Raw genomic sequence first — 14,741 nt, 5'->3', positions numbered from 1 at the left:
GTCGCTGGTGACGCGGCCGGTGTCGGAGGGCCAGCTGGGCGCCAAGGTGCCCGACTCGCTCTACCGCATCGACTGGCAGCCCGCGGCGGGTGTCCGGCTGGTCAAGTCCCTCGAGGGCTGGGCCGTGCTGGGCAGTGACGACCTCGGCCTCGGCGTCCCGGCGCACACCGAGCCGGTGGCGGCCGACGTGCTGGTCCTGCCGGTCGTCTCCGCCGAGGGCGACGTGCCCACCCGGGTCCACGAAACCGTCCAGGCGACGCTGAAGCAGCTGCAGGCCTGGCTCGACGGCCCGTCCGACGGCAAGCTCCTGGTCGTCACGCGGGGCGCCGTGGCGGGCGACCCGGACCTCGCCCAGGCGCCGGTCTGGGGCCTGGTGCGGGCCGCGCAGGCGGAGAACCCCGGCCGGGTCCAGGTGGTCGACGTCGACGACCTGCCCCAGTCGCTGCGGGCGCTGCCCGCGGTGGTCGCCTCCGGCGAGCCGGAAGCGATCGTCCGGGTCGGCGAAGTGCGCGTGCCACGGCTGGCCAAGGTCACCACGGTCGGCGACCCGCTCGACTGGGCCGTCGACGGCACGGTGCTCGTCACCGGTGGCGCCGGCCTCCTCGGCGGGCACCTCGCGCGGCACCTCGTCGCTCGCGGGGCCCGGAAGCTGGTGCTCACCAGCCGCCGCGGCCTGGCCGCGCCGGGAGCGCGTGAACTGGTCGAGGAGCTGGGCGCCGGGGTGACCGTCGCGGCCTGCGACGTCACCGACCGGGCCGACCTGGCCCGGCTGATCGAGTCGCTGCCCGACCTCACCGCGGTCGTGCACGCCGCCGGGCAGATGGACAGCGCGGTGCTGACCGCGCTGACGCCGGAGCAGGTCGCGAACGTCCTGCGGCCCAAGGTCGACGCGGCCTGGCACCTGCACGAGCTGACCGCGTCGCGGGACCTCAAGGCGTTCGTCCTCTACTCCTCGGCGGGCGGCCTGCTGCTCGCCGCCGGACAGGCGAACTACGCGGCGGGCAACGTCTTCCTCGACGCCCTCGCCGGGCACCGCGCGGCACTGGGCCTTCCGGCGACGTCGCTGGCCTGGGGTCCGTGGGAGGGCAGCGGCGACGCCGTCGACCTGACGCACGTCGCCCGGTACGGGGTCGCGGAGCTGGCCGTCACCGACGGCCTGGACCTCTTCGACGCCGCCCTCGCGGCCGGTGAGCCCACGCTCGTGCCGGTGCAGCTGGCCGACCTGCGGGAAGCCGACCGGATCGCGCCGCTCCTGCGGGGCCTGGTCACGGCCACCCCGCGGCGGGCCGCCGCGGCGGCGGGGCCGGTGACCGCGGCGCCCGAGGCGGGCTTCGCGGACAAGCTGACCGGGATGTCGGCCGACGAGCGGGAAACCGCGGTGCTGCAGCTGGTCTGCGACAACGCGGCGGCCGTCCTCGGCTACGACGACGCTTCGGCGGTCGGCGTCGAGAAGGGCTTCACCGACCTCGGCATCGACTCCCTCGCCGCGCTCGAACTGCGCAACCGGCTCGGCGCCGCCTGCGGGCTGCGCCTGCCGGCGACGCTGATCTTCGACTACCCGAGCCCGCTGCCGCTGACCCGGTTCCTGCTCGGCGAGCTGCTGCCCGAGCTCGGCGAGCCGGCCGAAGGGGCACTTTCACGTGAAAGTGCCGTAGTTGGCGGGGGGGCAACAGGAAGTGACGAAGTGGCCGCCATCGCCGGGATGGACCTGGCCGACCTGGTCCGGTCCGCGATGGCGGGCACCGAAACCGAGGAGTCCCAGTGAGCCAGCCGTCCACCGAGCAGATCGTCGCCGCGCTGCGCCAGTCCATGATGGACAACGAGCGGCTCAAGGCGGACAACCAGAAGCTCACCGCGGCGATGAGCGAGCCGATCGCCGTCATCGGGATGGGCTGCCGGTACCCCGGCGGGGTCACCACGCCGGCGCAGCTGTGGGACCTCGTCGCGAACGGCACCGACGCCGTCGGCGAGTTCCCCGCGGATCGCGGCTGGGACACCGCCGCGCTCTTCGACCCGAGCGGCCGGCCCGGCACGACGTACTCGAAGGAAGGCGGCTTCCTCTACGACGCCGCCGACTTCGAGCCGGAGTTCTTCGGCATCTCCCCGCGGGAGGCCCGCACGCTCGACCCGCAGCAGCGGATCGTGCTGGAGACCGCGTGGGAGGCCGTGGAACGCGCCGGGATCGTGCCCTCGACGTTGCGGGGCAGCAAAACCGGGGTGTTCGCCGGGGTCATGTACCACGACTACGGCGCCGGCAGCAGCGACGGCAGTCTCATCTCCGGCCGGATCTCCTACACCCTCGGGCTGGAAGGCCCGTCGGTGTCGGTGGACACGGCGTGCTCGTCGTCGCTGGTCGCCCTGCACTGGGCCGCCCAGGCGCTGCGCCGCGGGGAGTGCTCGCTGGCGCTGGCCGGCGGCGTCACGGTGATGGTGACGCCGGACATGTTCGTCTACTTCAGCGAGCAGCAGGGCCTGGCGCCGGACGGCCGGTGCAAGGCGTTCGGCAGCGGCGCCGACGGCGTCGGCTGCTCCGAGGGCGCCGGGATGCTGCTGCTGGAACGGCTTTCCGACGCCCGCCGCAACGGCCACCACGTCCTCGCGGTGCTGCGCGGCAGCGCGGTCAACTCCGACGGCGCGTCCAGCGGCATCACCGTCCCCAACGGGCCCGCGCAGCAGCGGGTGATCCGCGCGGCGCTGGCCGACGCCGGCCTGAAACTGTCCGATGTGGACGCCGTCGAGGCGCACGGCACCGGCACCAAACTGGGCGACCCGATCGAGGCGCAGGCCCTGATCGCCACCTACGGCAAGGCGGCCACCGCCGAGAAGCCGCTGCACGTCGGGTCGTTCAAGTCGAACGTCGGCCACACGCAGGCGGCCGCCGGCGTCGGCGGCGTGATCAAGATGGTGGAGGCGCTGCGGCGCGGCGTCCTCCCGCGCACGTTGCACGCCGACGAGCCGTCGCCGCACGTCGAGTGGACCGACACCGTCTCGCTGCTCAGCGAGCCGAAGCCGTGGCCGGAGACCGGGCGGCCGCGCCGCGCCGGCGTGTCGTCGTTCGGCATCAGCGGGACCAACGCGCACGTGATCGTCGAGCAGGGCGACCCGGTGGCGCACTCCGCGGACGACGGGCCGGTGACCTGGCTGCTCTCCGCGAACGACCCGGAGGCTCTGCGGGCCCAGGCGGGCAAGCTCGCTTCGTCGGTCGGTGACGCGTCCACTGTGGACGTCGGGTTCTCCCTGGCGACCACCCGGACCCTGGCCGAGCACCGCGCCGGGGTCGTGGCCGCCGACCGGGCCGCCGCGATCCGCGCGCTCACCGAGTACGCGGCGGGCCGTCAGGCGGGTGTCGTCGAGGGCGTGGCCCGGACCGGCCGCACCGCGTTCCTGTTCACCGGCCAGGGCGCGCAGCGCGCCGGGATGGGCCTGGGGCTGGCGGCGGCGTACCCGGCGTTCGCCGAGGTCTTCGACGTGGTGGCCGCCGAGCTGGACAAGCACCTGGACGTGCCGCTGAAGACCGTGCTGGGCTCCGACGAGACCGGATACACGCAGCCCGCGCTGTTCGCCGTCGAGGTCGCGGTGTTCCGGCTCCTCGAGTCGTGGGGCATCACCCCGGACCACCTGCTGGGCCACTCGATCGGCGAGCTGGCCGCGGCGCACGTCGCCGGGGTGCTCTCGCTCGAAGACGCGTGCACGCTGGTGACCGCCCGGGCGCGGCTGATGCAGGCGCTGCCCACCGGCGGGGCGATGGTCGCCGTGGCGGCGGCCGAAGCCGATGTCGTGGGCCTGCTGACCGAGGGCGTGTCGATCGCCGCCGTCAACGGGCCGGCGTCGGTGGTGCTGTCCGGCGACGAGGACGCGGTGCTCGCCGTGGCTTCGAAGTTCGAGAAGACCTCGCGGCTGAAGGTGTCGCACGCGTTCCACTCGGCGCTGATGGAGCCGATGCTGGCGGACTTCGCGTTCGTCGCCCGGAACCTCACCTATCGCGAGCCGGAGATCCCGATCGTCTCCACGGTCTCGCCGGACGCCGACCTGGCCTCCCCGGAGTACTGGGTCGGCCAGGTCCGCGACGCCGTCCGGTTCGCCGACGGCATCCGCACGCTGCTCGACGACGGCGTCACGACGTTCGTCGAGGTCGGGCCGTCGGCCGTGCTCACCGCGATGGGCCAGGCGTGCCTGGGCGCGGAGGAGGAGGTGACGTTCGTCCCGGTGCTGCGCAAGGACCGCCCCGAAGCCGAGTCGGCGGCCGCCGCGGTGGCGACGCTGTTCACCGCCGGGTCCACTGTGGACTTCCCGGCGTTCTACGCCGGCGGTGCGCCGGTCGAGCTGCCGACGTACGCGTTCCGGCGCAAGCGTTACTGGCTGGAGAACCCGACCGGCGCCCGCGTCCGCGGCGTCGCCGAGGTCGGGCAGCGCGACGCCGAACACCCACTGCTGGGTGCCGTCGTCGTCGCGGCCGATGCGGGCGGGGCCGTGCTGACCGGCCGGCTCTCGGCCGCCACGCAGCCCTGGCTGGCCGACCACGTCGTCCAGGGCTCGATGCTGTTCCCCGGCACGGCGTTCGTCGAACTGGCGATCCGCGCCGGCGACGAGGTCGGCTGCGGACGGCTCGACGAGCTGACCCTGGCCGCGCCCCTGATCGTGCCCGCCGAAGGGGCGGTCCGGCTGCAGGTCGTCGTGACTGCGCTCGAATCAGAGCAGTGCTCTCTGGCGATCTATTCGCAAGTCGAGGGTGACTCGGAATGGGTGCAGCACGGCAGTGGCCGGCTGTCCGCCGCCGTGTCCGCGCCGGCCGCGGGAGCCGAGTGGCCGCCTGCCGGGGCGACCGAAATCGACGTGACCGCCCGCTATGACGAGCTGGCCGCGCAGGGCTTCGACTACGGCCCCGTGTTCGCCGGGCTCCGCCGCGTGTGGCAGGCGGGCGACCGGCTCGCCGCCGAGGTGGCGCTGCCGGAGGACACCGACGCTTCGGCGTTCGGCCTGCACCCCGCCCTGCTCGACGCGGCACTGCACACGATCGGCCTCGCCGGGCCGACCGAGGACAAGCCCGTGCTGCCGTTCGCGTGGTCGGGCGTGACGCTGCACGCCGCCGGTGCCGCCGAGCTGCGCGTGGTGATTTCTTCGGACGTCGAGAACACCGTGTCGCTGACCGCGACCGACGCCGCCGGTGCGCCCGTGCTGAGCGTCGAATCGCTGTCGCTGCGGCCGATCGCGGCCGACGCGTTCCGCGCGACCCGGTCGGCGGTGGACGACTCGCTGTTCCGCGTCGAGTGGCAGCCGTTCGCGGGTGACGCGGTTTCCGGTGTCTCGTCCGCGGTGCTCGGTGGTGGCTTCGGACTGCCAGGCAAGTCCTATGTGGACCTTCCCGCGCTGGTCGCCGACGGCGTGCGGCCCGACGTGGTGTTCGCGCCGTTCGTGGCGCCTGCGACGGCGTCGCCGGTGGCGGCTCGTGAGGCCACGCATCGGCTCCTGGCCCTGGCCCAGGCCTGGGTCGCCGAGGAGACCTTGGCGTCGTCGCGGCTGGTGGTCGTCGCCGAAAAGGCGATCGGGACGCGGCCCGACGAGGGCGTCGACGACCTGACCCACGCCGCCCTCTGGGGCGTGATCCGGACGGCGCAGCTGGAGTACCCCGACCGGTTCATGGTCGTCGATGTCGACGGCGATGACCTGCCCCTGGACGTGGTCCTCGGGGCGATGTACGCCGACGAGCCCGGCGTTGCGGTGCGCGACGGCGCGGTGCTGGTGCACCGGCTGGCGAAGTACGTGCCTGCCGCTGCTCCCGTTGCCCTGGACCCGGACGGAACGGTCCTGGTCACCGGCGGCACCGGCGTGCTGGGGCAGCTGATCGCCCGGCACCTGGTGACCGGCCACGGCGTGAAGAATCTGTTGCTCACCAGCCGCCGCGGCGCTTCGGCACCCGGAGCGCCGGAGTTGGTCGAGTCACTGACGTCGCTGGGGGCCACGGTTTCCCTGGAGGCCTGCGATCTCGCCGATCGCGACGCGGCGGCCGAACTGCTGGCGGGCGTGGACCTGGCCGCCGTCGTGCACACGGCCGGCGTCGTCGACGACGGCGTCCTGCTGGCACTGACACCGGAGCGGATGGACGCGGTGCTGCGGCCGAAGGTGGACGCGGCGTGGAACCTGCACGCCCTGACGGCCGATCGGGACATCCCGTTCGTCCTGTACTCCTCGGCCGGCGGCACGCTCGGCGCCGCGGGACAGGCGAACTACTCGGCGGCGAACGTCTTCCTGGACGCCCTGGCCCACCACCGGGCGGCGACCGGGAAGCACGCGGTGTCGCTGGCGTGGGGCCTGTGGTCCGAGGGCGGCATGTCGAACGAGCTGGCGGAGACGGACCTGATCCGGATGGCGCGCTCGGGCGTGTTCGGCTTGTCGTTCGACGACGGGCTTTCGCTGTTCGACGCGACTTTCGGGACGTCTGAGCCGTCGCTGGTGCCGGTCCGGCTGGACATGTCGGGCCTGCGGGCCGACGCGCACAGCGTCCCGGCGATGCTGCGGGGCCTGGTCCGCGGCGGTGCCCGGCGCCGGGCGGAGGCTTCGGACGACTCGTGGGCCCGGATCGCGGGCCTGCCCGCGGCCGACCGGGAGCGCGCGCTGCTGGACCTGGTGTGCGGCACGGCGGCGGTGGTCCTCGGGCACGAGCACCGCGACGCGGTCGACCCGCGCAAGGGCTTCATCGAGCTGGGCTTCGACTCGCTGACGGCGATCGAGCTGCGCAACCGGCTGGAGTCGGTGACCGGGCAGCGCCTGCCCGCGACGCTGATCTTCGACCACCCGTCGGCCTCGGCGCTGGCCGGGTTCCTCGGTGCCGGCCTGGCCGACCCGCCGTCCGCGGTGGAGGTCCGGCTGGCGGACCTGGAAACCGAGCTGCGGTCGCTGGACCCGGACGCGCGCGCCACGGCCGTCGGCAGGCTCCGCGAGCTGGTGGCGACGTTCTCCCCGGCGGACCAGGCACTCGCCGACGCGGGCGCGGACGAGCTGTTCGCGATGCTGGACGAAGAACTGGAGTCCCAGGGCTGAGCTTCCGGCTGCCTCCCCCGGCCGGACACCGGGACCGCTTCCGCCAACGGCGCCGGAAGCGGTCCCTTTTCGCGTGCGCCGGGGTTCGCCGGTGTGGTCCGGACGCCATGAACGACTCTTTCATGACGTCAGACGTCATGAAAGAGTCGTTCATGGCATCGCCGACCGGCCGCGGCCGACCGCCCGACGCGAGTAAAGGCTGCGCAGACACGGCAAAAGGCGGTGCACGGCGACCCGAACCGTGCACCGCCTTCGCGGGTTTTCGAACTGCGGACGCTCAGACTTCGGCGAGCAGGCCCAGCGAGCACAGCGAGCCGGCCAGCAGCTCCATGTCGTACCGGGTGTCCTCGACGTCGGTCTCCCACAGCGCCGCCAGCACCGCGCTCGCGCGCTCGACGTCGCCGTGGTGCTGCTTCAGCGCGATCCACATCGCCGCCGCCACCGGCTCGCAGTCGATCCGGCGGTTCGTGCCGCGGCAGGTCAGCTGCAGGTGCCCGTTGGGGAGCATCCGCTGGGTGACACCGGGAACGGTCTGGATCGCCATCATGACTACCTCCGGGGGCGGGTCGTTTTCCTCGATGTACCCAGTTTCGCGGATCGGGACCCGCCGGGCCATGGGGTCGGCACCTGAACCGCGGCTGGGGTTTACCCACCCCTGCCGCACCCGGATCAGGGGGTTGCGCCGGCACCCCAGTCGCGCAGCCGGGCGGCCACGACCGCCAGGACGTCGTCGAGCCGGTCGTTCAGGTAGAAGTGCCCGCCGGGGAAGACTTCGAGGGCGCAGCCGCCGGTCGTGTGGCTGCGCCAGGCGTCCGCCCGGCCGAGCCCGGTCACCGGGTCGGCGTCGCCCACCAGCACCTGGATCGGGCACGACGGCTCGGGTCCCGGCCGGTGCCGGTAGGTCTCGACGGCGGTGTAGTCGCCGCGGACCGCGGGCAGCACCATGCGCAGCAGCTCGTCGTCGCCCAGCACGGCGCTGTCGGTGCCGCTGAGCTCCTTCAAGGCGGCGATCAGGCCGTCGTCGTCGCGCTGGTGGACGTACTCGATCCGCTGCGCCGACGGGGCCTGGCAGGCCGAGGCGAACAGCCCCAGCGGCCGCGCGCCCCGCGCCTCCAGCCGGCGGGCGACCTCGTAGCCGAGCAACGCGCCCATGCTGTGGCCGAACAACGCCACCGGCCGGTCGAACCAGGGCCCGAGGTCGTCGGCGATCGCGTCGGCCATGGCTTCGACGTCGTCGAAACAGCGTTCGCCGAGGCGGTCCTGCCGCCCCGGGTACTGGACGGCGACGACGTCGGCATCCAGCCCGGCCTCGGCGGCAGTGCGCGAGAACGCGAAGTACGCCGTCGCCGACCCACCCGCGTGCGGCAGGCAGACCAGCCGCACGGCGGCGTCGTCGGCCGCGTGGAAGCGCCGGATCCACCGGCTCGTTCGTTCGTTCAGGGCAGTCACAGTTCCCGAAGTGTTCGGGGCTTTCCGGGTCGTGGCAACCCCTACGGGGTTCGACGAAATCACTCCACGTACCAAGTCATGATCAACCTCGCCACCCCACTGTGTTCGATTCACTCCGTTGGGTGACTTTAGGTTGCGGTTGGCCGTGCTTAGGCGGCTTTTGCGAACGTTGTCCGGGCAGGAAAATGACACCCTGCTTCGAGGAGCTTGCAATGGGCGTGATCTGGGGGCAGAACCGCCGAGACAATCCGCAGCGGGCCTTGGCCTTTCTCGAGGACCTGTTGATCGAATGCGACGCCGGTGTGGGGGAGACCGTGCTGGTCGGCGGAGCGCCGGCCAGCGGGAAGACGCACCTGCAGCACCAGCTGGTGGTGCGGGCCAAGGAACTGGGCATCGTGACGCTGACCGCGTCGGGTGCCGCCGACGAGCGGGACGTGGACGGCGGCGTCATCGACCAGCTGCTGGCGAGCCCGCTGCTGCCGCCGTGGCTGACCGGGTGCCCGGCCGGGACCGACGCCGACGACCGGATCGCCGCGCTGTGCGGCGCGGTGCACCGGCTGGCCGGCGAACGCCCGGTGCTGGTGGCCGTCGACGACCTCCAGCACGTGGACGAGACCTCGGCGCGGCTGCTGCTGCGCCTGCAGCGGCGGGCGCCGTCCGCGGCGCTGCTGCTGGTGCTGAGCCACACCGACGGCTCCTACGCGGAGCTGCCGTTCACCGCGCTGCCGCACCGGCACGTCGAGCTGACGCCGTTGTCGGTCCAGGCGATCGCCGAGCTGGTGCCCGCCGGCGGTGACGGGCTGCCGGAGCGGATCCACGAGCTGAGTGCCGGGAACCCGCTGCTGGTCCGGGCCCTGGTCGACGCCCACCGCGGCAGCGCGGACACCGGCTCGGCGTACTCCGAGGCCGTGCAGCTGCTGCTGCACCGCTACGGTTCGCCGCTGCGTGAGGTGGCGACCGCGATCGCGGTGCTGGACAGCGACGTCACGGCCGACGCCGTCGCCATCGTCGCCGGGGTCGACCCCCTGGAGGCGGAGGCGTCGACCGGGCGGCTCGCCGACGCGGGCCTGGTCGCCGGCGTCCGGTTCCGGCCGCCGGCCGCGGCCGCGGTGCTCGGCGGGCTGCGCGGGCCGGAGAAGGTCCGGCTGCACGCCCGGGCCGCCGAGGTCAAGCACCTGCGCGGGCTGAGCCCCGCCGACGTCGCCCGGCACCTGGTCGCCGCGGGCGAAGCGGAGGCCGACTGGGCGCTGCCGGTGCTGGTCGCCGCGGCGGAGCAGGTGATGCTCGGTGACGACATCGACTTCGCCACCCGCTGCCTGAAGCTCGCCGCGTCGGTGGCCGAGGCCCGCTGGGAGCAGCAGACGATCTCCCAGCTGCTCGCCAAGATCACCTGGCGCGTCAACCCGGCCGCCGCCGCGCCGCACCTGCGGTCGCTGCGCGAGGCGGGTTCGCTGGACCGGTCGGACCGGCTCGGGCTCGCCCGCCAGTCGCTGTGGCTCGGCGAGCGGGACACCTTCGAGCGCGCCTTCGCCGCGCTGGAGCACGACGGCGAACCGCTCGACCCGCGCACCTCGGCGGAGCTCGTCCTGGCCGGCTACTGGCACTACGGCGTCTCGACGACCACGGCAGGCTCCGGCGATCCCTGGCTGCACACGGCGCAGACACTGGCCGAGGTGTGGCGCACCGGCGGCACGGCGGCGACTTCGGCGTGCGCGGAACGGATCCTGCAGAACTGCCGGCTGTCGGACACCTCGCTGGAAGCGCTGGCCACGGCGATCGTCGCGCTCGCCTACGACGACAAGGCCGACCGCGCGGAAGGCTGGTGCACCTCGCTCGGCGAAGAGGCCGAATACCGCGGCGCGGTCACGTGGAAGGCGATGCTCGACGCGATCGGCGCGAGCCTGCGGCTGCGCCGGGGCGACGTCGGGGGCGCCGTCGACCTGGCGAACCGGGCACTGGGCATGCTGGACGCGCCGAACTGGGGCGTCGCGATCACCCACCCGCTGGCCACCCTGCTGATCGCGCACACCGCGGCGGGGGCGTTCAAGGACGCGGCGGCGGTGCTGCGGCACCCGCTGCCGGACGCGGCGCTGACGACCCTGGGCGGGGTCCGCTACCTGCGGGCCCGCGGCCACTTCCACCTGGCGACCAACCGCGGTCTCGCGGCCGTCAGCGACCTGCAGCAGTGCCGCCGGATCCTCGTCGAGCAGGACCTCGAGCTGCCGGCGATCCTGCCGTGGCAGGCGGACCTGGCGGAGGCGAACCTCGGCCTCGGCAACACGGCACCGGCCGTCGAGCTGGCCAAGCAGCAGCTGGCCGCGGCCCCGGCCGACGCGTACTCGCGCGGCTCGGCCTTGCGGGTACTGGCATTGGCGGGCGACGCGGCGGCCCGGCCGGCGCTGCTGGAGCGGGCGGCGGAGGCGTTCAAGACCGCCGGCGACCGGCTCGAGGTGGCGAAGACGATGCGCACGATCAACCAGCTGAGCCAGCGCGCCGAGCGCGGCAGCAACCTGGTGAAACCGGTGCACGCACTCCGCCAGGCCCGGTCCCGGCCCGCGCCCGCGGTGCCTCGCTCGACAGTCCGCCCGGAACCGGCGTCCCCGTCGGCCTCGGTGCTGAGCGAGGCGGAACTGCGGGTGGCCGAGCTGGCCGTGGACGGCCACACGAACCGCCAGATCGCGGCGACGCTGTACATCACGGTGAGCACCGTGGAGCAGCACTTGACGAGGGTGTACCGCAAGCTCGGCGTGGCCGGCCGCGCGGCACTGGCCGGCGAACTCGACAGCCCCGAAGGAGATCGGTGAACGCACTGCTGACGGAAGCGGAGCTCCGGGTGGCCGACCTGGCGGCGAACGCCACGGCGATCGAGGCCATCGCGGAAGCGCTGGGGGTGGCGGCCACCGAGGCGGCGGCGCTGCTGGAGGCGGTGTACCGGAAGCTGGGCGGGGCCAAGCACCGCTGAAACGCAATGAATGACTCATTCCTGGTGTCGGACGCCAGGAATGAGTCATTCATTGCATCGGGACGGCGCAGGACAGGTCAGGCAGCACGCCGATCGGCGACCACGGCGGTGATGATGTCGTCCAACGTGCGGGTCGGCGAGAAGCCGATCTGCTCGCGGGCGCGGGTGCAGTCCGGGATCCGGCGCTGCATGTCCTCGTACCCGTCGCCGTAGGCCTCCTCGTACGGGACCTTCGCGATCGTGCTCGCCGAGCCCGTCGCCGCGATCACGCGCTCGGCGAGCTGGGCGATCGTCGTCTGCTCGGTGCTGCCGAGGTTGAACACCTTGCCGTACGCCGTTTCGTCGGACAGCAGGGCCACCAGGGCCGGCACCACGTCCTGGACGTGGCAGAAGCAGCGCGTCTGCTGGCCGTCGCCGAACACCGTGATCGGCTCGCCCGCCAGTGCCTGCTTCACGAACCGGGGGATCACCATGCCGTAGCGGCCCGTCTGGCGGGGGCCGACCGTGTTGAACGGCCGGACGATCACCGTGCGCAGGCCGTGCTCCACCGCGTACAGGTACGCGAACGTCTCGTCCAGTGCCTTGGCCTCGGCGTAGGACCACCGGTTCTTCAGCGGCGAGCCGATGATCCGGTCGGCGTCCTCGGTGAGGCCGTCGGCGGTGTTCTTGCCGTAGATCTCGCTCGTCGACGCGACCAGGATCGGCACGTCGTGCTGCAGCGCCGCGTCCAGCATGGTCTCGGTGCCGTGCAGGTTGGTGCGGAGGCTGTCCATCGTCTTGTCGAGGATGGTGAAGACGCCGACCGCGGCCGCCAGGTGGAAGATCGCGTCGATCCCCGCCATGCACGCCTCGACGGCCGAGGGGTCGGTGACCGAGCCGCGCACGAAGCGGAAGCCCGGGTTGTCGCGGAAGCCGGCGAGGTTGTCGAGCGTGCCGGTACTGAGGTTGTCCAGCGCGACGACTTCGTGGCCGCGCTCCAGGAGGTGCTCGGTCAGGTGGGAGCCGATGAAGCCGGCCCCGCCGGTGATGAGGTAACGCACGTCGGATGTCCTCTCAGTGTCATCTGGGGCTTCGCCCCAGGCCGGGGGCTCCGCCACCCGGAACCCCCGAATGAAGTCAGTTGGCGAAGAGCGCAGAGTCGAAGCGGTACGTGGCGTCGATGACGAGCGGGCACTGCCCGAGCCAGTCGTAGCCGTGGCCGGGCTGGACGGTGTGGATCAGGGCGACGTCCCAGTCGCCGCCCGCCGGCTCGACGACGCTGTCGAGCAGGCCGCCCTTGACGCGGATCGTCGGCACCAGCGGGTCGTGGTAGCCGACCTTCGCGCCCTTCGCCGCCAGCAGGTCGATGATGTCCAATGCGGACGACGAGCGGACGTCCTGGACGCCCGGCTTGTACGTCACGCCGACCACGAGCACGCGGGTGCCCGCGAGGCCCTTCCCGTCGCGGGACAACGTGTTCAGCAGCCGCTCGACGACCTGCTTGGGACGCTCGGCGATGGCGTGCATGGCCTGGGTGACCAGCGGCGCGTTCTGCTGCGTCGCCCGCAGCTGCCAGAGCAGGTAGTGCGGGTCGCACGGGATGCAGTGGCCGCCGACGCCGGGGCCGGGGTGGAAGGCCATGAACCCGTAGGGCTTGCTCGCCGCCGCGTCGATCACCTCGATGGGGTCGATCGCGAAGCCGTCGCTGATCTCGGCGAACTCGTTGGCCAGCGCGATGTTCACGGCGCGGAAGGTGTTCTCGTACAGCTTGGTCAGCTCGGCCGCCTCGGCGGAGCTCACGCAGTGCACCGCCGGGGTCAGCAGGTTGATGACGCGCTGGGCCATCGCGGTGCACGTCGGCGTCACGCCGCCGAGCACGCGCGGGGTCTCCTGCTGCGTGTGCGTCACGTTGCCGGGGTCGATGCGCTCCGGGCTGGAGGCGACGAAGATGTCCCGCCCGACCCGGAACCCCCTGGCGGCCAACGGCTTCACCAGCAGCCGCCCGGAGGTGCCGACGTAGCTGGTCGAGGTGAGGATCAGCGTCTGGCCGGGCCGGGCGTGCTTGACCAGCTCCGCGCAGGCGCTCTCCAGCGGGCGGAGGTCGGGCATCAGGTACTCGTCCAGCCCGGTCGGCACGCACACCAGCACCGCGTCGGCCTCGGCCATCCGCGCCGGGTCGGCGGTGAGCCGGAAGTCCTCCTGGTGCACGGCCTTCTCCAGCCGGCGGTGGTCGGCCTCGATCAGGTCGACCTCGCCGGACCGGATCGCGTCGAGGCGGTTCTGCGAGAGGTCGATGCCGATCACCTCGACACCGCTCTCGTGCAGGCCGAGGGCGGTGGGAAGGCCGACGTACCCCATCCCGACGACCGCGACCGAGGTCAGCTCGTTCAGCTCGGCGATGGCCTGGTATTCAGCGACAGTACTCGTCATTGCGGTTCACCCGTCTTCTGCACGGTGGAATGGGACGAAGGTCAGTGCACGACCCGGACGATTTCGAAGGCTTCGGCGAGGCCGGTGGAAATCTGCGAACCGCGGTACTCCGCCAGCGCGCGGACCCCCCGCTCGCTGCGGGGGTGCGGCCACGGCTCGAGTTCCTTGCCGTACGCGCGCAGCGCCTCGATCTTGCGCTCGAGGTGCGAGTCGTCGAGGCGCTGCCAGCAGTTGGGGCGGAACGCGACCGGCAGCCCGGACGCCTCGCCGACGTCGGTGGCCGAGCGGATCTCGAAGGTCCGCACCTCCTGCACGCTGCCCTTGCCGGGCCGGCCTGCCACCCGGGCGGCGCGGCTGACCAGCGCGTGGTCGGTGCTGAGGTCGCACATGCTGGTGCTGAGGATCGTGTCGGGCTCGAAGTCGCGGACCTCGTTCTCCACGACCCGGTTGAGCTCGAGGTGGCTGACGGTGTCGAGGCGGTTGTCCCCGAACTCGTGGATGCGCACGCGTTCGATGCCGAGCGTCTTGGCGGCCAGCTCGATCGCGGCGGTGCGGTTGACGACGCCGGAGCCGTCGGCCGACCGCGAACCGTCGTCGTTGGTCAGGATGCAGAGCGAGATCGTCACGCCTTCGTCGGCGAGCCGGGCGATGGTGCCGCCGGCGCCGAGCGTTTCGTCGTCCCCGTGTGCGCCCACGACCAGCAGTTTGCGAATTTTCCTGTGCATACCGGATCCCCAGTCTCATTCCGAAGAGGCGAGCCAATTCCCGAACCGGCTCCTCGCCGAGGCGAGCGGGCGAGCACGGCATTCACGGATCGAAGTTCCTGCCGGAAATCTGACATCCGCCGACCAGTGCGGACAACCCCTAAAGACCGTCTAAAGCG

General features: G+C 72.7%; 9 protein-coding genes. 4 read left to right on the top strand and 5 right to left on the bottom strand.

Annotation, left to right across the window (positions count from 1 at the left end):
• The first annotated feature begins 7 nt into the window (after positions 1–7).
• Complete coding sequence (locus BLW76_RS49270; RefSeq protein ID WP_208613419.1) at positions 8–1,765, top strand: type I polyketide synthase; 1,758 nt, start codon at positions 8–10, stop codon at positions 1,763–1,765.
• Positions 1,762–7,038 (top strand): type I polyketide synthase, encoded by a 5,277-nt coding sequence (locus BLW76_RS30930; RefSeq protein ID WP_244170397.1) that lies wholly within the window; start codon positions 1,762–1,764, stop codon positions 7,036–7,038. The genes BLW76_RS49270 and BLW76_RS30930 overlap by 4 nt, the downstream gene beginning before the upstream one ends.
• Positions 7,039–7,315: 277 nt before the next feature.
• On the opposite strand, the gene BLW76_RS30925 is transcribed toward BLW76_RS30930, so the two are convergent.
• Positions 7,316–7,654: a hypothetical protein gene (locus BLW76_RS30925; protein ID WP_244170396.1), complete on the bottom strand. Its 339-nt coding sequence runs from the start codon at positions 7,652–7,654 to the stop codon at positions 7,316–7,318.
• 53 nt (positions 7,655–7,707) lie between these two features.
• Positions 7,708–8,487, bottom strand: a complete 780-nt coding sequence (locus BLW76_RS30920) for a thioesterase II family protein (protein ID WP_279627710.1) — start codon at positions 8,485–8,487, stop codon at positions 7,708–7,710.
• A 212-nt stretch (positions 8,488–8,699) separates the two neighbouring features.
• Here BLW76_RS30920 and BLW76_RS30915 point away from each other — a divergent pair, with 212 nt between their 5' ends.
• Together BLW76_RS30915 and BLW76_RS48820 are read left to right on the top strand one after the other, a co-directional pair.
• A complete protein-coding gene (locus BLW76_RS30915) occupies positions 8,700–11,291 on the top strand; it encodes a helix-turn-helix transcriptional regulator (RefSeq protein ID WP_091314025.1) in 2,592 nt (863 codons plus the stop codon).
• A complete protein-coding gene (locus tag BLW76_RS48820) occupies positions 11,288–11,449 on the top strand; it encodes a hypothetical protein (protein ID WP_167384785.1) in 162 nt (53 codons plus the stop codon). Before BLW76_RS30915 ends, BLW76_RS48820 begins: the two co-directional genes overlap by 4 nt.
• A gap of 77 nt (positions 11,450–11,526) precedes the next feature.
• On the opposite strand, the gene BLW76_RS30910 is transcribed toward BLW76_RS48820, so the two are convergent.
• The 3 genes from BLW76_RS30910 to BLW76_RS30900 all read right to left on the bottom strand — a co-directional run bounded on the left by BLW76_RS30910 (position 11,527) and on the right by BLW76_RS30900 (position 14,553).
• The gene (locus BLW76_RS30910) at positions 11,527–12,489 is read right to left on the bottom strand and encodes an NAD-dependent epimerase/dehydratase family protein (protein WP_091314022.1); all 963 of its coding nucleotides are present in this window, start codon (positions 12,487–12,489) and stop codon (positions 11,527–11,529) included.
• A gap of 76 nt (positions 12,490–12,565) precedes the next feature.
• The gene (locus tag BLW76_RS30905) at positions 12,566–13,858 is read right to left on the bottom strand and encodes a nucleotide sugar dehydrogenase (RefSeq protein ID WP_091314019.1); all 1,293 of its coding nucleotides are present in this window, start codon (positions 13,856–13,858) and stop codon (positions 12,566–12,568) included.
• A 41-nt stretch (positions 13,859–13,899) separates the two neighbouring features.
• Positions 13,900–14,553, bottom strand: coding sequence for a PIG-L deacetylase family protein (locus tag BLW76_RS30900; protein ID WP_244170395.1), 654 nt, complete (start codon positions 14,551–14,553; stop codon positions 13,900–13,902).
• Positions 14,554–14,741: the final 188 nt, after the last annotated feature.

Origin of the sequence: Amycolatopsis tolypomycina (assembly GCF_900105945.1) — a bacterium.
GTDB lineage: Bacteria > Actinomycetota > Actinomycetes > Mycobacteriales > Pseudonocardiaceae > Amycolatopsis > Amycolatopsis tolypomycina.
Note: the sequence above shows the minus strand (reverse complement) of the source record. Positions and strands in the feature narration are given on the sequence as shown.